Genomic DNA, 22,434 nt, shown 5'->3' on the forward strand with positions numbered 1-22,434 from the left:
CGTAAAGGCGTGCCGACCCCGGCAGCCGAACCGGCGGCCGAGACGGGGACGTTTATGCCACCCCGTCCCGGACGCGTGAGTATGAGCGACGGGGCGGGGAGACGGCCGGACGACTGGCACCGGATTCTGTCGACGCGGGCTGCCGTCTGGCTCGCGTTGCTCGTCGCCGGGCTGTCGGTCGTCACCGGCATCGTCAACATCGAACAGCAGGCCGCCGACTTCGGCCCGCTGGCCCCGCACGTGCCGCCGATGATCCAGCAAGCGGTCGGCTTCACCGGCGCGCTGACCGGGTTCCTGATGGTCGCGGCGGCGCTCGCGTTGCGCCGCGGGCTGCGCGCAGGCTGGTACGCGACGGTGATCCTCCTGCCGGTGACGGCGATTCAGGGCGCCCTCCAGGCCAGCCGCTACTCGCTGCCGCTGATCGGTTTCTCGCTCGTCGCGCTGCCCGTCCTCCTGGTCACGCGCTCGCGGTTCGACCGGCAGGTCTCGCTGTCGACCACCCAGATCGCCGCCGGCGGCGCGCTCGTGGGCGTACTCGCCTACGGGACCGCCGGCTCGTACGCCCTCCGCGAACAGTTCGACGGGATGGAGACCGCCCTCGACGCGTTCTACTACACCCTCGTCACCGCGAGCACCGTCGGCTACGGCGACATCACCCCCACCAGCCCGGCCGCCAAACTGTTCTCGCTGTCCGTCCTCGTCCTCGGGGTCGCCAGTTTCGGTATCGCCATCGGGGTGCTCGTCGGCCCGGCCATTCAGGCGAGACTCTCGAAAGCACTCGGAAAGATGACAGACTCAGAGCTCGAACTCCTCGAAAACCACGTCCTCGTGCTCGGCTACGGGGAACTGACCGAACCGATCGTCGACGAACTCGCCGACGGCGACGCGGCGTTCGTCGTCGTCACCGCGAACCGGGACGTCGTCCCCGACCTCGCCGATCGGGGGATTCCGGTCGTCACGGGCAACCCCAGCGACGAGGACCCGCTCCGGCGGGCCAACGTCGACCGGGCGCGGGCGGTCGTCGTCGCGACGAACCACGACGCCGAGGACGCGCTCGCGATCCTCACCGCCCGCCAGTTGCGCCCGGACGTCCGCATCGTCTCCGCGGCCACCGACCGCGAGAACATCCGCAAACTCGAACGCGCCGGCGCCGACGCCGTCATCAGCCCCGCCGTCCTCGGCGGCCACCTGCTCGTGCGCTCGGCGCTCGGCGCCGACGAGTCGGCCACCGTCGACCGCATCCTCGACGAGTAGTCAGTGTCGCCCCCGGTGGACGATGGCGACGTCGGCCTCTACGTCCCGCAGACGCTCGAACGTCGGCGGCGAGACGAACCGCGAGGCGCCGGAGCGATCCGTGCTCGACCCGACGAACAGCACGTCGTACCGCGGCGAGATGCGTTCGAGGTGGTCCTCGACCGGCGCGTTCGCGACCTGCGTCTCGAAGCGGCCGTCGAACGCCTCGACGAGGTCCGACAGCGTCGACTCCGCGTCGCGCCGGCGCGACTCCCGGTCGATGCAGGTGCAGACGCCCACGAGGCCGGCCGGGGCGGTCGCCCGCAGCGCGAAGTCGATCATCCCGTGGGCGGCGTCGGTCGCCCCTCGGACCGCGACGAGGGCCCGCCGCCAGCGCTCCGTCCCGTCCGACGGGCGGAACGCCACGGCGTCGATCTCGCCGTCGAACACTCCCTTGACGAACGAGGAGAGGCCGCCGCGGGGGTGCTCCTCGTAGGGGGTGACGATCAGGTCGCAGTTGTTCCGTCGCGCGGCATGGAGGGCGGCCCCCGAGGTGACGTGGCCGTCGACCGCGACGACCACCTCGCAGGGGACGTCGTACTCGTCGGTCAGCCGGGAGGCGACCGCGTCGAGGCGACGCCCGGCCGCCTCGGCGCGCGCTTCGGGGTCGTCCTCGTCGTCCCCCTCGTCGACGACGTCGAACAGCACCACCTTCCCCGCGTCGTGGGCGCTCGCGAGCGTCGCCGCGAACCGGGCGGCGGTCTCCCCGCCGTCGCGCATCGGGACGAGGACGTGGTCGTCGCCTTTCGTCGTCCGGTAGAGGTACCGCGCCCGCTTCTGGTAGAACCGGTCGCGCCAGAGGACGAACGCCGCCGCGACGAACGCGCTGGAGACGGCGATCCCGAGGACGTACGCGAGTTGGGCGTTGCCGGTGACGAACACGAGCAGCGCGGTCGAGAACGCGGTCGGTTCCTCGAGGTCGAGCGCCCACGTGACCGCGCCGGTCAGAAAGATGCCGAGCGCCGCGCCGGCGGGGCTGACGGCGCCGCCGCCGAGCGACAGGGCGTCGGCGACCGCGAGCGCCAGCCAGCCACAGAGCGCGCCGGCGGTCATCCCGCCGACGAACGTCCCCGGCGTCGAGTACGGCCCCTCGGGGTCGGCAAAGAGGGTGTACGTCCCGGAGGCAAGCGGCGGGAACACGAGGAACGAGACGACCGCGGTCGCGTTCGACAGCCACGTCACCACCGCGATCGACAGCGGGACGAACACGAGCACCGAGAGGTGCAACAGGTTGCCCGTGTGCTCGATCCAGCGCAGGAACGCGTCGAGTCCGCGCCGCTCGACGCGCCGCAGTCGCCGACCGACCGCCCGACACCGCGCCGCGACTCCCCGGAGCATCGTCGATGGCGTCCGTTTAACGGGGAGCGGGGAAAGCCTTCGGCTCCGCGGTCGGCCCACCCGTGTCCGGATCGTCCGGCGGGACGGCCGAACCGTCAGCGCTCCGGCGCGCCGTCGAGGATCGCGACGCCGCTGGAGGCGCCGATCCGCTCCGCGCCCGCCTCGACCATCGCCACCGCCTCCTCGTAGCTGCCGATCCCGCCGCTGGCCTTGACGGGGAGGTACTCGCTCATCAGTTCGACGTCGGCGACGGTCGCACCGCCCTCGGCGAAGCCGGTCGACGTCTTGACCATCGCGGCGTCGGCGTCGACGGCCGCCTCGCAGGCGCGGTGTTTCTCCGCCTCGGAGAGCAACGCGGTCTCGACGATCACCTTCACGGGGATCGGGACGGCCGCGACGAGTTCTTCGAGTTCGGCGGCGACGGCGTCGTCCTCGCCCGCTTTCAGCCGGCCGACGTTGATCACGACGTCGAGTTCGTCGGCGCCGGCCTTCCACGCGTTGACGCCCTCGCGGCGCTTGACCTCGCGGGCGTTCTGGCCGTGGGGGAAGCCGATCACGGTCGCGAGCGTGACGTCGGGGTACTCCGCGGCGGCCTCGCCGACGTAACACGGCGGGACGCAGGCGTTCATTCCGTACTCGTCGGCGTCCGCGAGGACGGCGCGGACGTCCGCGGGCGTCGTCTCCGGGCCGAGGACGGTGTGGTCGATCAGCGCCGCGAGGTCGCGTCGGTTCATGCGGAGGTCGACTCGCCGGACGGGTAAAAATCCGCCCGGTCGCTTTTTGCCCGCGGCGACCAACGGACGCGCATGAGCGACCAGCAGCCCGCAGTCGATCCGGCCGTGACGGCCGTCGCCGACGACATCGCCGAGATGGATATCCGGGGCGCCGCGACCATCGCGGACGCCGCGGCCGGGGCGCTCGCGACGCAGGCCGAGCGCTCGGAGGCGGCCGACCCGGCGGCGTTTCGCGCCCAGCTCCGGGCCGCGGCGCGGGAGCTGTACGAGACGCGCCCGACGGCGGTCAGCCTGCCGAACGCCCTCCGGTTCGTCCTCCGGGGGATGGAGGGCGAGACGGTCGCCGACCTGCGTGCGTCGACGATCGACCGCGCCGAGCGGTTCCGCGCGGACCTCTCGCAGGCCCAGGAGAAACTCGGGCGCATCGGCGCCAACCGCCTGCGCGACGGCGACGTCGTGATGACCCACTGCCACTCGACGGACGCCCTCTCCTGTGTCGAGGCGGCCGTCGAGGACGGCAAGCACGTCGAGGCCATCGTCAAGGAGACCCGGCCGCGAAAGCAGGGCCACATCACGGCCCGGCAACTGCGCGAGTGGGACGTGCCGGTGACGCTCGTCGTCGACAACGCCACGCGGCGTTACCTCGACGACGCGGACCACGTGCTGGTCGGCGCCGACAGCATCGCCGCCGACGGCAGCGTCATCAACAAGATCGGCACCAGCGGGCTGGCGGTCAACGCCCGCGAGCGGGGCGTCCCGGTGATGGTCGCCGCCCAGACGATCAAGCTCCACCCGGACACGATGACCGGCCACACCGTCGAGATCGAGATGCGCGACGAGCGGGAGGTGCTCCCCGAACCGGAGCGCGCCGAGATCACCGGCGGCGACCCCGACGACGAGGGATTCGTCGTCGAGAACCCGGCGTTCGACGTCACCCCGCCGCGACACGTCGACGCCATCGTCACCGAGCACGGCCAGTACCCACCCGAGAGCATCGTCACGCTCATGCGCGAACTGTTCGGCGCGACGACCGACGACCCGTGGAGCGTCTGAGCCGGGCGGCTCGCGGCCCGGAACTTCGATCCACCCGCTCGGCGTTCAACTAACGCCGATGCTAACCGGAAACTGTTAGTTACTGCCCTCTCCCTGTGTCCGTATGGTGTTTCCGGAGGGGTTCGTGATGCCGCCGTGGTACGTGCTCGTACCGTTGCTCCTGCTGCTCGCAGGGGTCGTCGCGCTGCTGTGGGTGATCGACCCGCCGGTGACCGACAGGACCGTCGTCGCGTTCGCGCCGTGGATGATGCTCGGCTCGACGCTGTACGTCCTCTACCAGATCGAGGCGTACCCGCCGGCGGCCAAGGTGCTGTTCAGCGCACCGACGGTCTATCTGACGACGGCGACCGTCGCGGGGTCCGTCTGGATCCTCGGCAGCGTCCTCTACGCGGCGGGCCTCCAGCGGTCGATCGAGCGCTTCGTGGGCGTCGTCGGCGCCTTCTCCTTCGCGGCCTTCGCCGGCTTCACGTTGCTGATCCGCTGGGAACTCGAGACGTTCGACCCGTTCTGGCCCGTGATCGCCGTCGTCGTCACGGGCGTCGTCGCGGCGCTCGCCTGGATCGCGCTCAGCCTGTGGTTCACCGAGGTCGCGGCGGTCACCGGCGTCACCGGCGCGCTCGTCGTCTTCTCGCACGCTCTGGACGGCGTCTCGACGGCCGTCGGCTACGACGTCCTCGGCGCGGTCGAGGACGTGCCGGCCTCGCAGGTCATCCTCGAAGCGGGCGAGGCGCTGCCCACCTACGAGTACATCGGCGCCGGCTGGCTGTTCGTCCTCGTCAAGGTCGCGCTCGCGCTGGTCATCGTCGGCCTGTTCACCGACTTCGTCCGCGAGGAGCCCCGCCGCGCCCGGGTCCTCCTCGGGCTGATCGCGGCGGTCGGCCTCGGCCCCGGCGTCCACAACGTGCTCCTGTTCGCCGTCGCCTAGACGGCAACGTTTTCCCGCAGGAGGTAGTTCTCTCGACTCTCTCGGTATGGTCACCGTGCTCACCGCGGGTCACGTCAACTGGGACGTGACCCTCCGCGTCGATCAGTTGCCCGAACCGGACGGGGAAGCGGCGATCCGCTCACAGCGCCAGTCCGGCGGCGGGAGCGCCGCCAACGTCGCCGCCGCGCTGGCCGGCCTCGACTGCGAGAGCGAACTGATCGGCAGCGTCGGCGACGACGACAACGGCCTGCTCGCGCGGCGCGAACTGGAGGCGACGGGCGTCTCGCTCGACGGCCTCCGGATCGTCGAGGACGCCGAGACGGCCGTGAAGTACCTGCTCGTCGACGACGAGGGCGAGGTCGCGGTCCTCGGCAACGACGGCGTCAACGAGGCGGTCGAACCCGGCGACGTCGACCCGGCGCGGGTCCGCGCGGCCTCGCACGTTCACCTCACGAGCCAGCGGCCCGACACCGCCGCCCGCATCGCCCGGATCGCCGACGAGGCGGGGATTCCCGTCAGCTTCGACCCCGGCCGGCGCCTCGCCGAGCGCGACTACTCGGCGGCGCTCGAACGCGCGGACGTGATCTTCGCCACCGACCGCGAGGTCGAGGCGATGCTCGCCGACGAGTTCCCCGACTCCGACCTCGCCGACCGCACGGTGGTCGTCAAACGCGGCGAGGACGGCGCCGAGGTCCACGCGCCCGGCGGGACGTACGTCCACCCCGGCTTCGAGGTCGCGGTCGTCGACACGACCGGCGCGGGCGACGCCTTCGCCGCCGGCTACATCGCGACGAGCATCGAGACCGACGACGTCGAGCGCGCCCTGGAGTTCGCCAACGCCTGCGGCGCGCTCGCCGCGAGCGAGGAGGGCGCGCGCAGCGCCCCGACGGCGGCGGCGGTCGACGACTTTCTCGCGACGCGATACGGACCCGAAGGTGTTTACGGACAAACGGAGTAGCTGGGGGTCCCAGCGCCCGCTGAAGTTCTCAGGGGCTGGCGTCTGACGGTAGCTATATGTCAGTCGACGTTGCCTTTCGGAGTAGAGCGTCACGGCGACGTGAGAGAGACATGAGTGAACGCACGACTGGTGGGCTTGTACCCGGAAGTGGGGGGTACGGCCGACGCGTCCGATACGACCGGAGCGAGGACGAACCACCGAGCATTGCCGTCGTGGCGGCGCTCGCGGAATTCTACGGCGAAGACGTCACCGAGATGACGACGCGGCTGTACGACTACGTCGACCCGGAGGCCCTCGACGCGCTCTTCGCGGACCGCTACACTGCCGGCCCGCGGCCGAACGGCCGGGTGCGATTCGACGTCGACGACGCGACCGTCGTCGTCCGTCCCGGGAGCGTCCGCGTCTACGCGGACGGCTGACCGGAGACGGACCCTTTTTGCCGTCCCCGCCGGAACCGGAGCGTATGGCAACCCAGCCCCACCTGTTGGTCGACGACGGCGACGTGACCGACCTCGCGTTGATCCCCGGCGACCCCGGTCGCGTCGACCGCATCGCCGACCACTGCGACGAGGCCGAGACGGTCGCGCGAAACCGCGAGTACAAGGTCGTCGACGCGACCTACGGCGACCGCGACCTGACGATCTGTTCGACGGGGATCGGCTGTCCGTCGGCCGCCATCGCCGTCGAGGAACTGTCGAACGTCGGCGTCGAGACGTTCGTCCGCGTCGGCACCACCGGGGCGTTGCAGTCGGACATCGAGATCGGCGACATGGTCGTCGCGACCGGCGCGGCGAAGAACGAGGGCACCTCGAAGCGCTACGAGGCCGTCGAGTACCCCGCGGTGCCGGACTACGAGGTGCTGTCGGCGCTGGTCGACGCCGCGAGCGAGGACGAGATCGTTCACGTCGGCCCGATCGTCAGCGACGACGCCTACTACGCCGAGTCCGACGACGCCGTCGAGGACTGGGAGGCCGCCGGCCTGCTCGCTGTCGAGATGGAGGCCGCCGCGGTCTTCTCGCTCGCGCGTCGCAAGGGGCTGGGCGCCGGCGCGATCTGTACCGTCGACGGCAACCTCGTCGAGGGCACCCAGAAGGGGACCGACACCGAGGACGACGAACTCCCCGAGAAGGCGAAGAACAACGTCGGCCGCGCCATCGACATCGCGCTCGAGGCCGCGACCCGGCTCTAGTCCCCGACGAGCGCCTCCGCCAGCGCGGTCGTCCGTGCGGTGAGGTCCTCGGTCGTCTCCGTGCTCTCCCGGAGCGCGTCGTTTACCGCCGCGAACAGCCGATCGAACGCTATCGTCCCGTCTTCGGCCAGCCACGCGTCCGCGTCGGGACGGGCGGCGTCGCAGGCGGGACACCGGGTGGCGCCGCCGTCGAGGGGCTCGAAGCAGGCGTGACACCGGCCGAGGCCGTCGGCGGCCGTCTCGGCCAGCGCGACGAGGTCGCGCAGTTGCGCCTGCAGTCGCTCGGCGGTCGACGAGAACGCCTCGAACGCCGCCGCCACGTCCGGGCCGAGCGCCGCGGCGTCGACCGCCTCCAACCGACGGAGGTCCGCGTCGACGACGGCGATCGCTACGAGGAGTTCGCGCCGGGCGCCGGGGTAGTCCGGTTCCGGTTCGTCGTCCGCCGCGAGCGCCCCGGGCAGCGACGTCGCGAGCGAGGCGAACGCGGCCGCGTCCGAAACCGCCTCCCCTTGCGTCCGCGTCGCCGCCCGGAGCGCCTCGAAGAGGTCGCCCCCGGTCTCGATCCCGTCCGCCCGCCCGCGGAGGCGGTCGGCGCAGTCCGCACAGACCGTGGCGAGGGCACTCTCGTGGCAGCCGTCGGCCGGCCCGTCGCCGACCGGGTACGTCCGGAGGGCGTCGCCGTCGGCCCCGCAGTGCAGACAGGCGGAGCCGTCTCGGTCGCGAACTGCGCCACGGTCGTCGCGGGACTCGGGGGAGGTCACGGGACGGCGAAGGGAGCGAGCCGACAAAAACGCTCCGGCTCCCGGGGTCGCGGGCACCACCGCTTAACCCGCTCCTCGACTTACGGTGGCGCATGGCAGAGACGCCGTTCGAACTCGAACGAACCGCCGACCGCGACGAACTCGCGGCCGTCTTCGCGGAGGTCGCGGCGGCGCTCGAAGAGGGCCGCCCCGCGCGGATCGCCGCCGACGACGAAACCGTCTCGCTCGCGTTCCCGTCGCGACTCTCGCTCGAACTGGCGGTCGAGCGCGAGGGGGACCCGCCGACCGCGGGGATCGACCTCGGACTGGAGTGGGAGGAGGACTCTGCGGCGCCGACCGTCCGCGCGGGGGCGGGGGCCGAGGGGCACCCGCCGGCGGACGCGGACACGGACGCCGACGAGCCGTCCGCGACGGGTCCCGACGACGCGGATCCGGCCGCCGCGGTGATCCCGGCCGAGGGGGTGGTCTCCGACTCCGGGGACGAGGCCGGCGGCGCGGGCGGACGCCGGAGCCGGTTCGAAATCTACCGCGACCGCGCGGGCGAGTGGCGCTGGCGGCTCGTCCACTGGAACGGGAACATCGTCGCCGACAGCGGCGAGGGCTACACCTCGCGCTCGAACGCCGAGCGGGCGGCCCGCGGCGTGATGCGGATCGCGCCGGCGGCGCGGATCGACCGCCTCGAAGACTAGACGACCCCCACGGTGGGTCCGGAACGGGACCGCGGCTTGCCATCGCGGGCGGGTACCATACGTCGCTGCGGGCCGAATCGTATCCGTGCCAGTCGAGTCCCTCGACGGCCGAACGAGCGAGTGTCCGCTCTGTCGCGACGCCTTCGAGCGCGAGCGCGACCTGCGGTCGCACCTCCGCGCGGACCACGACGGGGCCGAATTCGGGGCGTTGCTGCTCGCGTACGTCGACGAACTCGACGACGTCGACCCGCCGCCGCGGCCCTAGCCCCGGAAGTCGCCGACGTCGACCGACCAGTCGTACTCGTCGTACTCGAGGGAGGGGGTCGCCCCCTCGGGGACCGCGTCGTACTCCCGGAGGAACTCGACGACGCCCCGCCTGCCGCCGAAGTCCCCGCGGTACCACAGGAACAGCCGGGGGACGGTCGCCACCTCGTCCGCCGGGTCGTAGGTCACGTTCTCCTCCAGGTACCACTCGGTGGCGATGTCGAGTTCCTCGTCGACGTCGACGGGCGAGTAGACCGCGATCGGCGGACAGCTTTCGGCGCCGCGGCTCAGCGCGAAGTGGATCCGGGGGTCGACCTCCTCGAGGCGGAACGTCTGCTCGAACGACGACGGGAACGGCCGCGGCAGGTAGCCCATCCCCCACGGGTGCTTCGAACTCCGGAGCATCCCGTGTTCGATGTCGTTGAGGCTCAGCCAGACGCCGCCGACGGGCACCCGGTCTCTGACGACGAACTTCCAGCGGCCGAGGACGCTCCCCGAAAGCGGCGACGGATCGGCCTCCAGAAGCACCTGTGCGTAGGCGTTGTAGCAGTTGAGCCAGAACGCGAGGCGCTGCTCGCGGCCCGAGAGCGCCCGCGACAGCCGCCCTCGATCGAGCCTCGCGAGTTCGTCGCGCAACTCGTCCGGATCCCCGTCGGTTTTCACCGCGTAGAGGAGATCCGCCGAGATGGAAAGCGGGTCGAGTTGCGTCGACATTCGTGGCCCTCCTACGGCCACCAGCGACTTGAAGGCGTGTGGGAGGGTGATCCGACTGTCAGCAGGTCGGACAGGTCCGTCACCGTTCCCACCCCGCCGTCGCCCGCCACGACCCGGCGGCGAACGGTGACGGATTTATACAACCGTACATCTAATTGACACACGTGAACCTCAGCAAAGGGTACCTCCTCGCCCTCGTCGCCGTGCTCGCCGTCCTCTCGGTACTGCTGGTGTTGCCGTTCCTCCAGTACGTCCTCGCGGCGGTGCTCGTCGCGTACGTGCTCTACCCCCTCCAGCGACGCCTCGAATCGGAGGTGTCGCCGACGGTGGCGGCGTTTCTCCTCCTCCTGCTCGCGATCGCCGGCATCCTCGCGCCCACCTTCCTGCTCTCGGCGGTCGTCGTCCAGGAGGCGCTGCGGGTCCTCCGGGGGTTCGACCCCGAGGCGTTTCAGCTCACGGAGATCGAAGTGCGGATCGAGGAGCGGACCGGGCTGGAAGTCGACGTCGTCGGGCAGCTCTCGGACGCCAGCCGCGAGATCGGGATGGTGGCGTTCGAGCGGACGACCGAACTGTTCTCGACGCTCACGCACGTCCTGATCGGGACCGGGGTGGCGCTCTTTCTCGTCTACTACCTGCTGAAAGACGGCGACTCGCTGCTCGCGTGGATCCACGAGCGGACGCCGCTGCCCGCGGACGTCCAGAACGACCTCTACGCCGAACTCGACGAGGTCATGCGGGCGGTGTTGCTCGGGCACGTCCTCATCGCGATCGTTCAGGGGGTCATCGCCGGCCTCGGGCTGTTCGCGACGGGGATCCCCAACGCCGCCTTCTGGACGACCGCGATGATCGTCCTCGCGCTGATCCCGCTGGTCGGGGCGTTCCTCGTCTGGGGGCCCGCCGTCGTCTACCTCGCGCTGACCGGCGAGCCCCTCCTCGCCGTCGCGCTGTTCGTCTACAGCGCGATCGTCGTCAGCATCTCCGACGACTACCTCCGGCCGATCATCGTCGACCGCTACGCCGAACTCAGCCCCGCGGTGATCATTCTCGGCGTCCTCGGGGGGATCTACGCCTTCGGCATCATGGGCCTGTTCTACGGTCCGGTCGTCCTCGGAGCGCTCAAGGCGGTCCTCGCCGTCGTCGACGACCACTACGACCGCCTCGGCGACGGCCGGGCCGGCACCTGAGCCTCGTCGCCGCCTCGACGGGGGACGATCCGTCGCCCTTTTGCCCGGCCGGGCCCGACGAGGACACGAATGGCCCGGTACCACATCGAGACGTACGGCTGTACCTCCAACCGGGGTGAGAGCCGGCAGATCGAGTCTGCGCTCCGCGACGCCGGCCACTACCGCGTCGACGGGCCGGAGGGGGCCGACGTCGCCATCATGAACACCTGTACCGTCGTCGAGAAGACGGAGCGCAACATGCTCCGCCGGGCCAAAGAACTCGAACGCGAGACCGCCGACCTCATCGTCACCGGCTGTATGGCGCTCGCACAGGGCGAGGAGTTCCGGAAGGAGGACGTCGACGCCCGGATCCTCCACTGGGACGACGTCCCCGCCGCCGTCACGAACGGCGAGTGCCCGACCCCCGGCCCGGACGTCGAACCCGTACTCGACGGCGTCGTCGGCATCCTCCCGATCGCCCGGGGCTGTATGTCGGACTGTTCCTACTGCATCACCAAGCACGCGACGGGCAAGATCGACTCCCCGCCCGTCGAGGAGAACGTCGAGAAGGCCCGCGCGCTCGTCCACGCCGGCGCGAAGGAGATCCGGATCACCGGTCAGGACACGGGCGTCTACGGCTGGGATACGGGCGAGCGAAAGCTCCACGAACTGCTCGAGCGCATCTGTGAGATCGACGGCGAGTTCCGCGTGCGCGTCGGGATGGCCAACCCGAAGGGCGTCCACGGCATCCGCGAGGAACTCGCCGCGGTCTTCGCCGACAACGAGAAACTCTACGACTTCCTGCACGCGCCCGTCCAGTCGGGCAGCGACGACGTGCTCGGGGACATGCGCCGCCAGCACCAGGTCCGGGAGTTCCGCGAGGTCGTCGCGGCGTTCGACGCCCGCCTCGACTACTGGACGCTCTCGACGGACTTCATCGTCGGCTTCCCCACCGAGACCGGGGCCGACCACGAGCGGTCGCTGGCGCTCCTCCGGGAGGTCCGCCCCGAGAAGATCAACGTCACCCGCTTCTCGAAGCGGCCGGGGACCGACGCCGCCGAGATGAAGGGCCTCGGCGGGACGGTCAAGAAGGAGCGGTCGAGCGAGATGACCGACCTGAAGATGGACGTCGTCGGCGAGGCCTACGAGGCGATGGTCGGCGACGTCCGCGAGGACGTCCTCGTCGTCGAGGAGGGCACCGGCGACTCCGTGAAGTGTCGCGACTCGGCGTACCGCCAACTCGTCGTGCAGAACGCGAGCGAGCACGGCCTCGAACCCGGCGACTTCGTCGACCTCGAAGTGACGGGGCACAACACGGTGTACGCGTTCGCGGAGCCGGTCTGACCGCTTCTCGCGCTGCCTCCGAGAACGAGAGCCGTGGTATTCGAGTCCGCCGGCGTCGCGGAACGTGGGACGGCTACTCGAAGACGACGGCGCTTCGCTCGCCGGGTACCGTCGCCCCCTCCTGGGCGGCGAACGCCTCGTGGAGGCGCTCGTAGGTGTCCGCCAGCGCCTCGACGATCACCTTCGTCTCCGAGAGCACCGGCATGAAGTTCGTGTCGCCGCGCCAGCGCGGGACGACGTGGGTGTGGAGGTGGTCGGCGACGGAGCCGCCGGCCCCTTCGCCGAGGTTCAAGCCGGCGTTGAAGCCGTCCGGCTCCATCGCGACCTCCAGCGCGTCGACGGTCCGGCGTTTCAAGCGGGCGTGGTCGAGCAGTTGATCGTCGTCGAGGTCGCGGTAGTCGCCAGTGTGTACGCGGGGGATCACCATCACGTGTCCCGGGTTGTACGGGTAGTTGTTGAGGAGGACGAACGAGCGCTCGCTCCGGGCGACGAGCAGGTTCTCCCGGTCGTCGCCGCGTTTCGGGAGTTCGCAGAAGACACACTCCTCGACGTCGGGATTTTTCTCCTCGCGTTCGATCCACTCGATGCGCCACGGCGCGAACACCTGTTCCATACCCGCGTAGAGTCGAGCCCGCCACTAAACACTTCACTCCGCGATCCGGGGCCGGCCGTACCGTCTTCTGGCCGTGGTTTCCACCGGACAAGATCATGTTGAGTGGCTTCAAACACGTATTGTATTCGACGTGATATTCGAGGAGAGAGACCGATAAACGATATCGCTCACTGAGAGTTGTTCGATCCACAACTGGTATTTAATACTGCCGCTTTCGCGGCCGAATCGCTCGAATTGAATTAGGGGTTTAAGACCCCTCTACCGCGAAGATGAATCAATGGCAACGACAGATAACTCGTTCAACGGGATGACTGAACACTGCGAGGCGTGCGGGCTCGAGACCCTACACGAGGTAACCGTCCAGATCCGGACGGAGAGTCTCAAAGAGGAGAACGCGCAGTTCTCGCGCGAGCCATACCGCGTCACCGAGTGCCAGCGCTGTGGGTACCGCGAGAGCCAGCGGATGAACAACGCCTGACCCGCTTCTGTTCTTCCGGCGGTCCGGTTCTCGCCGTCTCTACGCCGTCGTCACTTCACAGCCGTCCTCGGTGATGATGACGGTGTGTTCTTTCTGGCTGACGAGGTAGCCGTCGTCCTCCTTGAGCACCGGGTAGCCGTGGACGATGTCGTTTCGCTTCAACCGGCGCAGCGCCATCTCGGGGCGGTCGGTCTCCAGCCACCGCGTCGCGAACGGCAGGGTGCGAAACTCCTCGGTGATCTGCTCTAGGGCCTCGCGGGCCTGCCGGTTTCGCACCGCGCGCTCGGTCTGGAGCGAGAAGATCTCCTCCGCGTTCCCCTCGGTGACCTTCCCGCCGCCGTCGGTCGCGAACGGTTCGATGGCGACCACGTCGCCGACTTCGAGGGTCGTCCCCTGCGAGACCGCGCGGTTCGGGATGTTCGGGCTGGTGTGTTGTTCCCAGTGGCCGAGGCCGTGGCCGGTGAGGTTGACGACGGGGTTGAAGCCGTAGCCGTCGATCACCGACTCGATCTCGGCGCCGATGTCGCCGGTGTCGACGCCGGGTTCGACGACCTCGATGGCCGCCTCGAGCGCCTCGGCGGAGGCCTCGGCGAGTTCGTCGTGGCCCGAGAGATCGACCGTGATCGCGGTGTCGGCGAGCCAGCCGTCGACGTGGACGCCGATGTCGAGGTTGATCATCTCCTCGCCGAACGTCGCGTCGTCGTCGATCGACGGCGTCGCGTGGGCGGCCTCCTCGTCGATGGAGATGTTGACGGGAAACGCCGGCTTCCCGCCGAGTTCGCGGATGCGCTCCTCGGCGAACTCGGCGAGTTCGAGGTGGCTGGCGCCGACCTCGACGCGGTCGGCGGTCTCCTCGCGGACCTGCGAGAGGATGCGTCCGGCCTCGCGGTGTTTCTCGTACTTCGCTGCGTCGAGGTCGACCTCGGTTTCGGCCATGTAACCGGGTTGTATCGGTCCGCCAAAAGAGGTTGCGTCTCGCGAGGCCGGCGCGGCGCCGGTTCTCGTCGTTCGACCGGAGACGCCCGCGCTCACCGCTCGGCGCGGGCGGTCTGCATCGCGGCGCTGTTGTACGCCGAGCCGACGGTCCCCCGGGCGTCGACCGCGATCACGCCGGCGGTCGACCCGGTCAGTTCCGCGAACTCCTCCATCGCGAGGTCGGCCGCCGCCTGGGCGTCGAGGCCTCGCTCGACGTGGCGGGCGACCCGCCGCGAGAGGGTGACCCGCGCGATGTCCTCGCCGGCGCCCGTCGCGCTCACGCCGGCCGACGGACAGCAGTAAAAGCCCGACCCGACCTGCGGGACGTCGCCGACCCGGCCGGCGAGCGCGAGCCAGCGCCCGCCCGTCGAGGTCGCCGCCGCGAGCGAGTCGCCGTCGACGGCGACCGCGCCGACGGTGTCGTGGTCGTCCGGGTCGCGCTCCCGACCGCCGGGGTCGGTGCGGCCGTACTCCCCGCGGAGCCACTCGAGTTCCGCGCGGACGTCGCGCTCCCCGCCGGCGGTCGGCGCGTCGTGCTCGGCCCACTTCTCGCGGGTGCGCTCGGTCCGGAGGTCGACGCCCGTCGGGACGCCGTAGGCGTCGGCCAGCGCGACGGCGTGCTCGCCGGAGACGAAGCCGTGGGGGGTCTCCTCCATGACGACGCGGGCGACGCTCACGGCGCGCTCGACGCCGGGCATCGAGCAGGCCGCGCCGACCGAGCGGTCGTCGGTCATGACCCCCGCGTCCGTCCGGACCCGGCCGTCGCTCTGGACGGCGCCGCCGACGCCCGCGTTGAACCGGGGCGAGGCTTCGAGGACGTTCACCGCCGCCTCGACGGCGTCGACCGGCGTCTCCGCCGCCGCGCCGGTCGTTGCGGCCTCGTCCAGCACGTCGCGTCGCCGCTCGGGGTCGTCGGGCGCGCCGCCCGCGCCGCCGTGGACGATCACCTGCATACGACACGCGTTCGGCCGTCCCCCGATAACGTTCCCGGTTCGCGTCGAGGCCGGCGTCGTCGGTCGAAATCCACTACACTTACCACGGGCGGTCGTGTACCGATTCCGACGATGACCCCGGTCGTTTTCCTCGCCGTCTTCTGTGCGACGATGGCGGCGATCGCCGCGATCCGACTCGCCCTCGCCGAGGAACGTGACCCCGCCGACGCGGGGACCGCGCTGCTGACGGTCGCCATCGCGGCGTTTGCCACCCTCTGGCCGGCAGTCGAGGAGTCGTGGCTCTCCACGGGCGGCCTGCTCGTGCTCTCGGTCGCCGGAGCCCTCTCGGCCGCCGGCGGAATCGCCCTCCTCGCCTACGAGTAACCCGCCGCGCCGTCGCAATCCGTGCCGCCGTCGAGTCAAATGGTAGGTCTTTTACCCCCATCGGGGCACCGTCTAGACGAGATGAGTTACGACTACGACAAGGTGGAGGTGCCCGAGGGCGGCTCGAAGATCGAGCCCGCCGAGGGATCCGAGACGGAACTCGAGGTCCCGGACGACCCGATCATCCCGATCATCTACGGCGACGGCGTCGGGAGCGACGTCGGTCCCGCCGCCCAGAAGGTCCTCGACGCCGCCGCCGAGGCGACCGGCCGAGAGATCAACTGGATGCGCGTCTACGCCGGCGAGTCCGCCCGCGAGAAGTACGACGAGAACCTCCCCGAGGAGACCGTCGAGGCGATCAAGGAACACCGCGTCGCGATCAAGGGCCCGCTGACGACGCCGGTCGGCGCCGGCTTCCGCTCGCTGAACGTCGCGCTCCGGAAGATGCTCGACCTCTACGCGAACGTCCGGCCGACCTACCACCTCGACGGCGTCCCGTCGCCGGTCTCCGAGCCCGGGAAGATGGACATGGTCACCTTCCGTGAGAACACGGAGGACGTCTACGCCGGCATCGAGTGGGAGGCCGGCACCGACGAGGTCCAGCAGGTCAAGGAGTTCGTCGAGGACGAGATGGGCTTCGACAGCACCATCCACGACGGCCCCGTCGGCATCGGCGTCAAGCCGATCACGGAGTTCGGCACCAAGCGACTCGTCCGCCGCGCCATCGACTACGCCCTCGAACACGACCGCGACTCCGTCACGCTGGTCCACAAGGGCAACATCATGAAGTTCACCGAGGGCGCCTTCCGCGACTGGGGCTACGAGGTCGCCGAGGAGGAGTACGGCGACGAGGTCATCACCGAGGACACCCTCTGGGAGGAGCGCGACGGCGAGGCCCCCGAGGACGCCGTGGTCGTCAACGACCGCATCGCCGACAACATGCTCCAGCAGCTTTTGACCCGCACCGAGAACTACGACATCATCGCGACGATGAACCTGAACGGGGACTACCTCTCGGACGCCGCGGGCGCCCAGATCGGCGGTCTCGGCATCGCGCCCGGCGCCAACTTCGGCGACGGCCGCTGTCTCGCCGAACCCGTCCACGGCTCCGCGCCCAAGTACGAGGGCCAGGACAAGGTCAACCCCACCGCGATGATCCTCTCGGGTCGCATCATGCTCGAGTACCTCGGCTGGGACGACGCCGCCGACCTCGTCCGCGACGCCGTCGAGGAGACGATTTCGTCGGGCAAGGTCACCTACGACCTCGAACGCCAGCTCGACGACGCCGAGAAGCTCGCCACAAGCGAGTTCGCCGAGGAAGTCGTCGGCAACATCGAGAAGCTCGCGTAAGCTCGCGTTCGGACGGTCGGGCCGCCTCGCGGTCCGACGCTTTCGACCCGCTCGATCGGCTCTTCTTTCGCTCCGGACGACCGGCGACGCCCCGCATCTCCGCCGCGAGAAACTCGTAACGCTCTCGTCGCCGGCGTTCGTACCCCCTCGCGATGGACCAGGAACCGGACGATGCCGCGACCGGGGTAGAGGTGTGCGTCGTCGCCGACGACCGCGAACTCGAGGACGCGTTCGCGGTTCGCCACGAGGTGTTCGTCGAGGAGCAAGACGTCGACGAGGAACTCGAGTACGACGAGTACGACGACGACGCGGTTCACTTCGTCGCCTACGACGGCGACGAACCGATCGGGGTCGCCAGACTTCGCACCCTCGAGGACGACCGCGTCGCCAAGGTCGAACGGGTCGCGGTTCTGAAGCCGCGACGCGGCGAGGGGCTCGGGCGCGAACTGATGGCCGCCGTCGAGCGCGAGACCGACCGGCTGGGAATCGCCGAACTCACGATGCACGCACAGACCCACGCCGAGGGCTTCTACGCCGACCTCGGCTACGAGCGCCGGGGGTCGACGTTCGAGGAGGCCGGCATCCCCCACGTCGAGATGTGGAAGCGCCTCGACTGAGGGTCAGTCGAGGCGGGGCAACTCCCCCGTCCGCTCCTTGCGCATCAGGTCCCGGACGAACAGCCGGACCTGCCGTTCGAGGTCGTCGACGTCCTCGTAGGCGTAGATTCGGGCCTCCCAGCGGTCGCGGACGGCCGCGATCATCGCGCTCCGGACGCCCGACTCGTGGACGAACAGGACGCGCTCGCGCCGGTGGTCGGGTTCGTCCTCGGCGTACAGCGCCTCCAGCACCGAGCCGACCTCGATGCCGACGCCGAGGTTGTCGCCCATCGCGGGGACGACGTAGACGACGGCGTTGCTCGCGCGGGCGAACGCGATGCTCTGGGTCGCCGCGTCCATCTCTTCGAGGGGGACGTCGACGTCGATCGCGAGGAAGGCGTTGACGCCCGCGGCCGTCCGCAGGCGGTCGCGGACCTCGAGCATGAGGTCGAGCGCGGCCTCCTCGCGTTCGAGGTCGCCCTCGGTGCCGACCAGCGCCCCGAAGTCGACCGACTCGGGGATCGCGTCGGGCGCGGCGGTCTCGATGGCGCGCTCGACGTCGAACGCCTTGTACGGACCCATCAGGTAGACGAGAAAGCGGGTGTGGGTGAGCTCGCCCAGTTCGTCGATCAGACGGTCGCGCATGGGGAGGTGTGCTCGTCGATACTATATAAACTGGGGTGCTTTCAGCGATCACTGACTCAGCGAACGCTTATGCGGCTGGGGCCACGACCTAGCGACATGGCCGAGTCCGAACGGGCGGCACGGCGGTTCGGGGAGGACCTGTTGCCAGAGCACAGCGTCCTCTCGCTGGAGGAGTACCTCGACATGCAGCGGGCGATCGGCAACGAGACGCGCTTTCGCGTCCTGAACGCGCTCGTCGAGGACGGGCCACAGAGCGCGAGCGAACTCCGGGACGCGCTGGACGTCCGCTCGAACGCCTTGCACTACCACCTCGACGAACTCGTCGACGTCGGCCTCGTCGAGAACCGGAAACGCAAGGAACCGGACGCCGACGGCCTCTACTCGTACTACCGGGCGACGTCGCTCGGCGAGGGGCTGCTCACCGAGGGCGTCCGCGAACTGATGCGCCGCGAGTGGGACGCCCTGGAGGAGTACGGCGACTCCTGAACCGGCCGTCGACCCTCGCGGGCGCGTCGCCCGCGCCGATCACCCGAAGAAGTCCCGGAGCACCGTCCCGAAGCCGACGGCGCCGACGACGAACGAGACGAGTCCCCCGATACCGGTCAGCGCGAGTCCCCCGTTTATCGCCGCGGCGACGAGGAGCGGTTTCGTCCACCCGTCCTCGCGGCCCACCAGCCGATACCCGATGGCCAGAAAGGCGACGGTCGCCCCGACGGCCCACCCCAGATAGGCGATCAGGGCGAGGGGGACGGCCACCAGGAGTCCGACGACGGTGACGGCGAGCAGGACGACCACCAGCCCCAGCAGCGCCAGCCCGAGGAATCCGTAGAGGAAGGACGGAACCGGGTCCTCGAAGACCGCGTCCGTCGTCCGCGCGGTGTACTCGGGGACCACCGCGAGCAAGATCGCGCCGACGACCGCGGTCGTCAGGAACGCGCCGACCGCGCCGCCGGCCAGTCGGGACGGCCCGTCGACGTCGACCCCGGCGCCGTTTTGCAACAGGACGTCCACACCGGACAGAACGCCGTCTATCATACCGTACTTCGGCCGGACGAGAGCATAGCTCTACCGTCGCCGTGAGCGGGTCCGGGCGTGGACGGCCGGCGGTCGCGCGACTCGAAGGCCTAGTCGCTCTCGCCGTCGTCCTGCCAGCCGGGGTTCTCCCGCGGCGGGCTGAAGACGTCCACGCCCCGGACGGCCTCCTCGCCGCGGTTCTCGGCGGCGTGGGGCTGGCCGCCCGGAATCGCGTACGAGTCGCCGGGGCCGCAGACGACCTCCTCCCCGGCGACGAGGAACGTGAGTTCGCCCTCGTAGACGAACCCCGTCTGCTCGTGGGGGTGGCTGTGCTCCTCGACGACCGCGCCGGGTTCGATCTCGAAGTGCTGGACGTTCGTCGACTCGGCGCCCGCCAGCAACGCGAGGTGGACGCCCTCGACGGCCTCGGTGGGGTCCCGGTCCGCGAGCGAGATCCGTTCCATACGCGGGACTCGCCGCGAGGGGACCTAACGGTTCGCCCGTCGATTGGCCGACGACCGCGCGAACGCGGCGAGGCCGCCTACGCTCCCGGCGTCCCCAGCCGCCGGTCGAGGAAGTCGTCGAGGATCCGGAACAGCCTGATCTTCTGGTCGACGTCCGAGGAGGCGTGGCCCTCCTCGCCGAGTTCGACGTACTCGAAGTCGCCGTCCTCGCCGCGCTCGTAGCCGAGGTCCGCGAGGCGGTCGCGGAACAGCCGGGCCTGCGAGACCGGCACGCGGCGGTCGTTGACGCCGTGGACCACGAGCAGCGGGGCGTCGAGGTTCTCGGCGTGGGTGATCGGACTGCGTTGCTCGTAGCGGTCGGGGTTCTCCTCGGGGGAGCCGAGGTACTTCTCCATCAGTTCGGTCCGGAAGTGAGGCATCGTCGTCTCGTACATCTCCACGAGGTCGGTGAGGCCGATCCACGCGATGCCCGCGTCGTAGCGGTCGGGGTACTGGACCAGTTGCCAGTACGCCGAGTAGCCGCCGTAGGAACCGCCGAAGACGACGACGCGGTCCTCGTCGATCCAGTCGCGGGTCGCGAGGACGTGCTCGACGCCCCGGGCGACGTCGGCCTGCTCGGCCCCGCCCCAGTCGCCGTACAGTTCCTCGAGGAACGCGCGGCCGCGGCCGGTCGAACCGCGGTAGTTCACCTCCAGGACGCTGTAGCCGCGGGTGAGCAGGAACTGCGTGTAGAGGTCGAACGACCGCTGGTCGGCCCCCCGCGGCCCGCCGTGGGGCTTGACGAGCAGCGGCGAGGGCCGCTCCCCGGAGTCGTACAGCAGCGCCTCGATTTCGAGGTCGGTCGCGGGATCGAGGTCGACCGCCGCCGCCTCGGTCGCCGCGACGCCGTCGGACTCGAAGCGGAAGTACTCGGCGTCGACGAACCGGTCGGGGTCGAGGTCGCCGTACTCGGCCTCGATCAGGACGTCGTACTCGCTCTCGCTCTCGCTCTCGCTCTCGCTCTCGCGGGTCGCCGTGTCCCCCGCTCGACGTTCCGGGGCCGTCTCGGCCTCGCTCCCGAGGTCGGCGGCGAGCAGTTCGGGCCGACGGTCGGGGGTGGTGTGGCTGACGAGCACCCGGTCGTCAGCGAGGGCGGCCTCCCCGACGCGGGGGAACGAGGCGACTCCCTCGGGCAGGTCGAGTTCGCGCGAGGCGCCCGTCTCGACGTCGTAGACGACCGGCATCACCGCGGCGCGACGAGTCCGCAACGCGAGGAACCGGTCGCCGCCGGGGAGGAACTGGACGGGTTCCTCCTCGGCGTCGAGGTCGCCGAACCACGTCACCTCGTCGCGGTCGAGGTCGTAGACGCCGGCGCGGCCGAGGTCCTCGGTGTTGTCCGCGACGAGCAGGCGGTCGCCGTCGGGGCCCCAGTCGGCGACGTTCGCCTCGGCGCCGGTCTCGCCGAGTTCGAGGTTGCGCGGGTTCGAGCCGTCGGCGTCCGCGACGTAGACGTCGACGTTCTCGTAGTCGTCCGTCTCGTTCGTCGCGTAGGCGATCCGCTCGCCGTCCGGTGAGACGGTCCCGCTCATGACGGCGCGCTCGTAGTCGGTGGCCTTCGTGGTCTCGCCGGTCGCGAGGTCGTGCCGGTAGAGGTTCATCTGGCCCCCGGCGCTCGACCCGACCAGCAGGAACTCCTCGTGGACGTCGAAGAGGATCGTCTGGCCGTCCATCTCGACGACCGGTTCGACGGCGCCGTCGCGGTCGATGGCGTAGACGTCGTTTTGCTCGTCGCCGCCGTCGTCGAGGTGGAAGTACACCCGGTCGCCGCCGGCGTCCCACCGCAGGAACCACCGGGCGTTTCGCGGCACCTCGCCGTCGCTCACCTGCCGCATCTCGCCGGTCTCGGCGTCGACGAGGCACAACTCGTTGCGTCCGGAGCCGTCGTAGTAGACGGCCACCTCCGAGCCGTCGGGGGAGGCGGTCGGGTGGTGAAACGTCGGAAGGCTCGCCAGTTCGGAGAGGACGTCGTCCGAATCCGTCATGGTGGCAGGGTTTCGAGTCGGCACCCATAGTCTTCTAGGTGGGCGAACACGTCGCCGCGAACGCCGGGCCTTTGGTCCCCGGTCGCGACGCTCCGCGGGATGCCGTCGAACGCGCGCGACGAGCGGACGGGACTCCTCCACCACGTCGAACTGTACGCCTCGGACCTCGAAGCCTCGGTCGAGTTCTGGGGGTGGCTGCTCGGCGAACTCGGCTACGAGGAGCACCAGCGCTGGGCGGACGGGCGATCGTGGAAGCGCGGGCCGACGTACCTCGTGCTCGCGCGGGCCGACGAGCGGTTCCGGGCGGAAGGCTACCACCGGCGACACCCGGGGCTGAACCACCTCGCGTTCCACGCGGCCTCGCGCGAGCACGTCGACGACCTGACGGCCGGCCTCCGGGAGCGGGGCGCGACCGTCCGCTACGAGGACGAGCACCCGTACGCGGGCGGCCCGGACCACTACGCCGTCTACGCCGAGGACCCCGAGCGGATCAAAGTCGAGGTCGTCGCGCCGCCGGAGTCGTGATCACTTCCGGCC

Annotated in this window: 27 protein-coding genes; 16 read left to right on the forward strand and 11 right to left on the reverse strand. The window is 70.3% G+C overall.

From position 1 onward, the window contains the following. Positions 1–81 precede the first annotated feature (81 nt). Positions 82–1,254, forward strand: a complete 1,173-nt coding sequence (locus tag NKG98_RS16000) for an NAD-binding protein (RefSeq protein ID WP_254767101.1) — start codon at positions 82–84, stop codon at positions 1,252–1,254. On the opposite strand, the gene NKG98_RS16005 is transcribed toward NKG98_RS16000, so the two are convergent. Beyond that, the gene (locus NKG98_RS16005; protein ID WP_254767102.1) at positions 1,255–2,631 is read right to left on the reverse strand and encodes an HPP family protein; all 1,377 of its coding nucleotides are present in this window, start codon (positions 2,629–2,631) and stop codon (positions 1,255–1,257) included. 95 nt (positions 2,632–2,726) lie between these two features. Then, positions 2,727–3,365 carry a deoxyribose-phosphate aldolase gene (gene deoC, locus NKG98_RS16010; RefSeq protein WP_254767103.1) on the reverse strand — a complete coding sequence of 213 codons (639 nt, stop codon included), beginning with the start codon at positions 3,363–3,365 and terminating at the stop codon, positions 2,727–2,729. A gap of 72 nt (positions 3,366–3,437) precedes the next feature. Between deoC and NKG98_RS16015 the strand changes: the two genes are divergently transcribed. From NKG98_RS16015 to NKG98_RS16035, 5 genes are all read left to right on the forward strand, one after another. Beyond that, positions 3,438–4,418 (forward strand): ribose 1,5-bisphosphate isomerase, encoded by a 981-nt coding sequence (locus NKG98_RS16015; protein WP_254767105.1) that lies wholly within the window; start codon positions 3,438–3,440, stop codon positions 4,416–4,418. 103 nt (positions 4,419–4,521) lie between these two features. Next, positions 4,522–5,343 carry a DUF63 family protein gene (locus NKG98_RS16020; protein WP_254767106.1) on the forward strand — a complete coding sequence of 274 codons (822 nt, stop codon included), beginning with the start codon at positions 4,522–4,524 and terminating at the stop codon, positions 5,341–5,343. Between the two features lie 46 nt (positions 5,344–5,389). Next, positions 5,390–6,301: an ATP-dependent ribose-1-phosphate kinase gene (locus NKG98_RS16025; RefSeq protein WP_254767107.1), complete on the forward strand. Its 912-nt coding sequence runs from the start codon at positions 5,390–5,392 to the stop codon at positions 6,299–6,301. A 110-nt stretch (positions 6,302–6,411) separates the two neighbouring features. Beyond that, positions 6,412–6,720, forward strand: coding sequence for a HalOD1 output domain-containing protein (locus NKG98_RS16030; protein WP_254767109.1), 309 nt, complete (start codon positions 6,412–6,414; stop codon positions 6,718–6,720). Positions 6,721–6,764: 44 nt separating this feature from the next. Continuing rightward, positions 6,765–7,490 (forward strand): guanosine phosphorylase, encoded by a 726-nt coding sequence (locus NKG98_RS16035; RefSeq protein ID WP_254767111.1) that lies wholly within the window; start codon positions 6,765–6,767, stop codon positions 7,488–7,490. Here the strand turns inward: NKG98_RS16035 and NKG98_RS16040 are convergent. Beyond that, on the reverse strand, positions 7,487–8,251 hold the full coding sequence (locus tag NKG98_RS16040) for an HNH endonuclease (RefSeq protein ID WP_254767113.1): 765 nt from the start codon (positions 8,249–8,251) through the stop codon (positions 7,487–7,489). The two genes, NKG98_RS16035 and NKG98_RS16040, sit on opposite strands and share 4 nt — an antisense overlap. A gap of 92 nt (positions 8,252–8,343) precedes the next feature. Between NKG98_RS16040 and NKG98_RS16045 the strand changes: the two genes are divergently transcribed. Together NKG98_RS16045 and NKG98_RS16050 are read left to right on the forward strand one after the other, a co-directional pair. After that, positions 8,344–8,940 carry an amphi-Trp domain-containing protein gene (locus NKG98_RS16045; protein WP_254767114.1) on the forward strand — a complete coding sequence of 199 codons (597 nt, stop codon included), beginning with the start codon at positions 8,344–8,346 and terminating at the stop codon, positions 8,938–8,940. Between the two features lie 85 nt (positions 8,941–9,025). Beyond that, positions 9,026–9,205 carry a C2H2-type zinc finger protein gene (locus NKG98_RS16050; RefSeq protein ID WP_254767116.1) on the forward strand — a complete coding sequence of 60 codons (180 nt, stop codon included), beginning with the start codon at positions 9,026–9,028 and terminating at the stop codon, positions 9,203–9,205. Here NKG98_RS16050 and NKG98_RS16055 read toward each other — a convergent pair. Continuing rightward, positions 9,202–9,918: a DUF547 domain-containing protein gene (locus NKG98_RS16055; protein WP_254767118.1), complete on the reverse strand. Its 717-nt coding sequence runs from the start codon at positions 9,916–9,918 to the stop codon at positions 9,202–9,204. The two genes, NKG98_RS16050 and NKG98_RS16055, sit on opposite strands and share 4 nt — an antisense overlap. Positions 9,919–10,082: 164 nt before the next feature. Between NKG98_RS16055 and NKG98_RS16060 the strand changes: the two genes are divergently transcribed. Beyond that, the gene (locus NKG98_RS16060; RefSeq protein WP_254767120.1) at positions 10,083–11,102 is read left to right on the forward strand and encodes an AI-2E family transporter; all 1,020 of its coding nucleotides are present in this window, start codon (positions 10,083–10,085) and stop codon (positions 11,100–11,102) included. Between the two features lie 69 nt (positions 11,103–11,171). Then, complete coding sequence (locus NKG98_RS16065; protein ID WP_254767121.1) at positions 11,172–12,425, forward strand: tRNA (N(6)-L-threonylcarbamoyladenosine(37)-C(2))-methylthiotransferase; 1,254 nt, start codon at positions 11,172–11,174, stop codon at positions 12,423–12,425. Positions 12,426–12,498: 73 nt separating this feature from the next. On the opposite strand, the gene NKG98_RS16070 is transcribed toward NKG98_RS16065, so the two are convergent. Next, positions 12,499–13,038, reverse strand: a complete 540-nt coding sequence (locus tag NKG98_RS16070; protein ID WP_254767122.1) for an HIT family protein — start codon at positions 13,036–13,038, stop codon at positions 12,499–12,501. A gap of 277 nt (positions 13,039–13,315) precedes the next feature. On the opposite strand from NKG98_RS16070, the gene NKG98_RS16075 reads away from it, so the two are divergent. Continuing rightward, positions 13,316–13,516 (forward strand): DUF7835 family putative zinc beta-ribbon protein, encoded by a 201-nt coding sequence (locus NKG98_RS16075; protein ID WP_254767123.1) that lies wholly within the window; start codon positions 13,316–13,318, stop codon positions 13,514–13,516. A 39-nt stretch (positions 13,517–13,555) separates the two neighbouring features. Here the strand turns inward: NKG98_RS16075 and map are convergent, their stop codons facing one another. Together map and NKG98_RS16085 are read right to left on the reverse strand one after the other, a co-directional pair. Further along, positions 13,556–14,452, reverse strand: coding sequence for a type II methionyl aminopeptidase (map, locus tag NKG98_RS16080; RefSeq protein ID WP_254767124.1), 897 nt, complete (start codon positions 14,450–14,452; stop codon positions 13,556–13,558). Between the two features lie 92 nt (positions 14,453–14,544). Beyond that, complete coding sequence (locus NKG98_RS16085; protein ID WP_254767125.1) at positions 14,545–15,444, reverse strand: isoaspartyl peptidase/L-asparaginase; 900 nt, start codon at positions 15,442–15,444, stop codon at positions 14,545–14,547. Positions 15,445–15,555: 111 nt separating this feature from the next. Here NKG98_RS16085 and NKG98_RS16090 point away from each other — a divergent pair, with 111 nt between their 5' ends. The 3 genes from NKG98_RS16090 (at position 15,556) to NKG98_RS16100 (ending at position 17,774) form a co-directional block, all read left to right on the forward strand. After that, the gene (locus NKG98_RS16090) at positions 15,556–15,807 is read left to right on the forward strand and encodes a hypothetical protein (protein ID WP_254767126.1); all 252 of its coding nucleotides are present in this window, start codon (positions 15,556–15,558) and stop codon (positions 15,805–15,807) included. A gap of 81 nt (positions 15,808–15,888) precedes the next feature. Continuing rightward, a complete protein-coding gene (gene icd / locus NKG98_RS16095) occupies positions 15,889–17,157 on the forward strand; it encodes an isocitrate dehydrogenase (NADP(+)) (RefSeq protein ID WP_254767128.1) in 1,269 nt (422 codons plus the stop codon). A gap of 152 nt (positions 17,158–17,309) precedes the next feature. Next, the gene (locus tag NKG98_RS16100) at positions 17,310–17,774 is read left to right on the forward strand and encodes a GNAT family N-acetyltransferase (protein WP_254767130.1); all 465 of its coding nucleotides are present in this window, start codon (positions 17,310–17,312) and stop codon (positions 17,772–17,774) included. Positions 17,775–17,777: 3 nt separating this feature from the next. On the opposite strand, the gene NKG98_RS16105 is transcribed toward NKG98_RS16100, so the two are convergent. After that, entirely contained in the window at positions 17,778–18,398 is a 621-nt protein-coding gene (locus NKG98_RS16105) for a DUF7509 family protein (RefSeq protein ID WP_254767132.1), read from the reverse strand. A gap of 96 nt (positions 18,399–18,494) precedes the next feature. Between NKG98_RS16105 and NKG98_RS16110 the strand changes: the two genes are divergently transcribed. Beyond that, positions 18,495–18,884, forward strand: coding sequence for an ArsR/SmtB family transcription factor (locus tag NKG98_RS16110; protein WP_254767133.1), 390 nt, complete (start codon positions 18,495–18,497; stop codon positions 18,882–18,884). A gap of 39 nt (positions 18,885–18,923) precedes the next feature. Here the strand turns inward: NKG98_RS16110 and NKG98_RS16115 are convergent, their stop codons facing one another. From NKG98_RS16115 to NKG98_RS16125, 3 genes are all read right to left on the reverse strand, one after another. After that, the gene (locus NKG98_RS16115) at positions 18,924–19,433 is read right to left on the reverse strand and encodes a DUF8173 domain-containing protein (protein WP_254767135.1); all 510 of its coding nucleotides are present in this window, start codon (positions 19,431–19,433) and stop codon (positions 18,924–18,926) included. 89 nt (positions 19,434–19,522) lie between these two features. Continuing rightward, complete coding sequence (locus NKG98_RS16120; RefSeq protein WP_254767137.1) at positions 19,523–19,876, reverse strand: cupin domain-containing protein; 354 nt, start codon at positions 19,874–19,876, stop codon at positions 19,523–19,525. A 77-nt stretch (positions 19,877–19,953) separates the two neighbouring features. Then, positions 19,954–21,897 carry a S9 family peptidase gene (locus tag NKG98_RS16125; protein WP_254767139.1) on the reverse strand — a complete coding sequence of 648 codons (1,944 nt, stop codon included), beginning with the start codon at positions 21,895–21,897 and terminating at the stop codon, positions 19,954–19,956. Positions 21,898–21,996: 99 nt separating this feature from the next. On the opposite strand from NKG98_RS16125, the gene NKG98_RS16130 reads away from it, so the two are divergent. Continuing rightward, the gene (locus NKG98_RS16130) at positions 21,997–22,422 is read left to right on the forward strand and encodes a VOC family protein (RefSeq protein WP_254767141.1); all 426 of its coding nucleotides are present in this window, start codon (positions 21,997–21,999) and stop codon (positions 22,420–22,422) included. Positions 22,423–22,434: the final 12 nt, after the last annotated feature.

It is taken from the genome of Salinilacihabitans rarus (assembly GCF_024296665.1).
Lineage (GTDB): Archaea > Halobacteriota > Halobacteria > Halobacteriales > Natrialbaceae > Salinilacihabitans > Salinilacihabitans rarus.